This window comes from Streptomyces sp. NRRL F-6676 (assembly GCF_000725625.1).
Lineage (GTDB): Bacteria > Actinomycetota > Actinomycetes > Streptomycetales > Streptomycetaceae > Streptomyces.
Window position 1 is genome coordinate 1 of the sequence record NZ_JOHS01000170.1, and the last position, 202, is coordinate 202.

Annotated in this window: 1 protein-coding gene; it reads left to right on the plus strand. The window is 64.9% G+C overall.

Annotation, left to right across the window (positions count from 1 at the left end; all coding sequences use genetic code 11):
• Positions 1–202 (plus strand): hypothetical protein (locus IO29_RS31470; RefSeq protein ID WP_037840736.1); only part of this gene is annotated, 202 nt, incomplete at both ends.

A 202-nucleotide genomic window follows, 5' to 3' on the forward strand; every position in this document is an offset into this window, starting at 1 on the left:
CGCCCTGCCCACCTCACACGACCAGTTCCACCTCACCGTCACCCTCCACAACGCCCCCCACCACCCCGAAACCATCAACCTCACCCACACCACCAACCCGTCACGCGCCAACCAACGCCACTTCGACCTCAACCACAGCGACGCCGACCTCCTCCACGAACTCCTCCACTACCTCGGCCTGCCCGACGAACAACGCGACAAC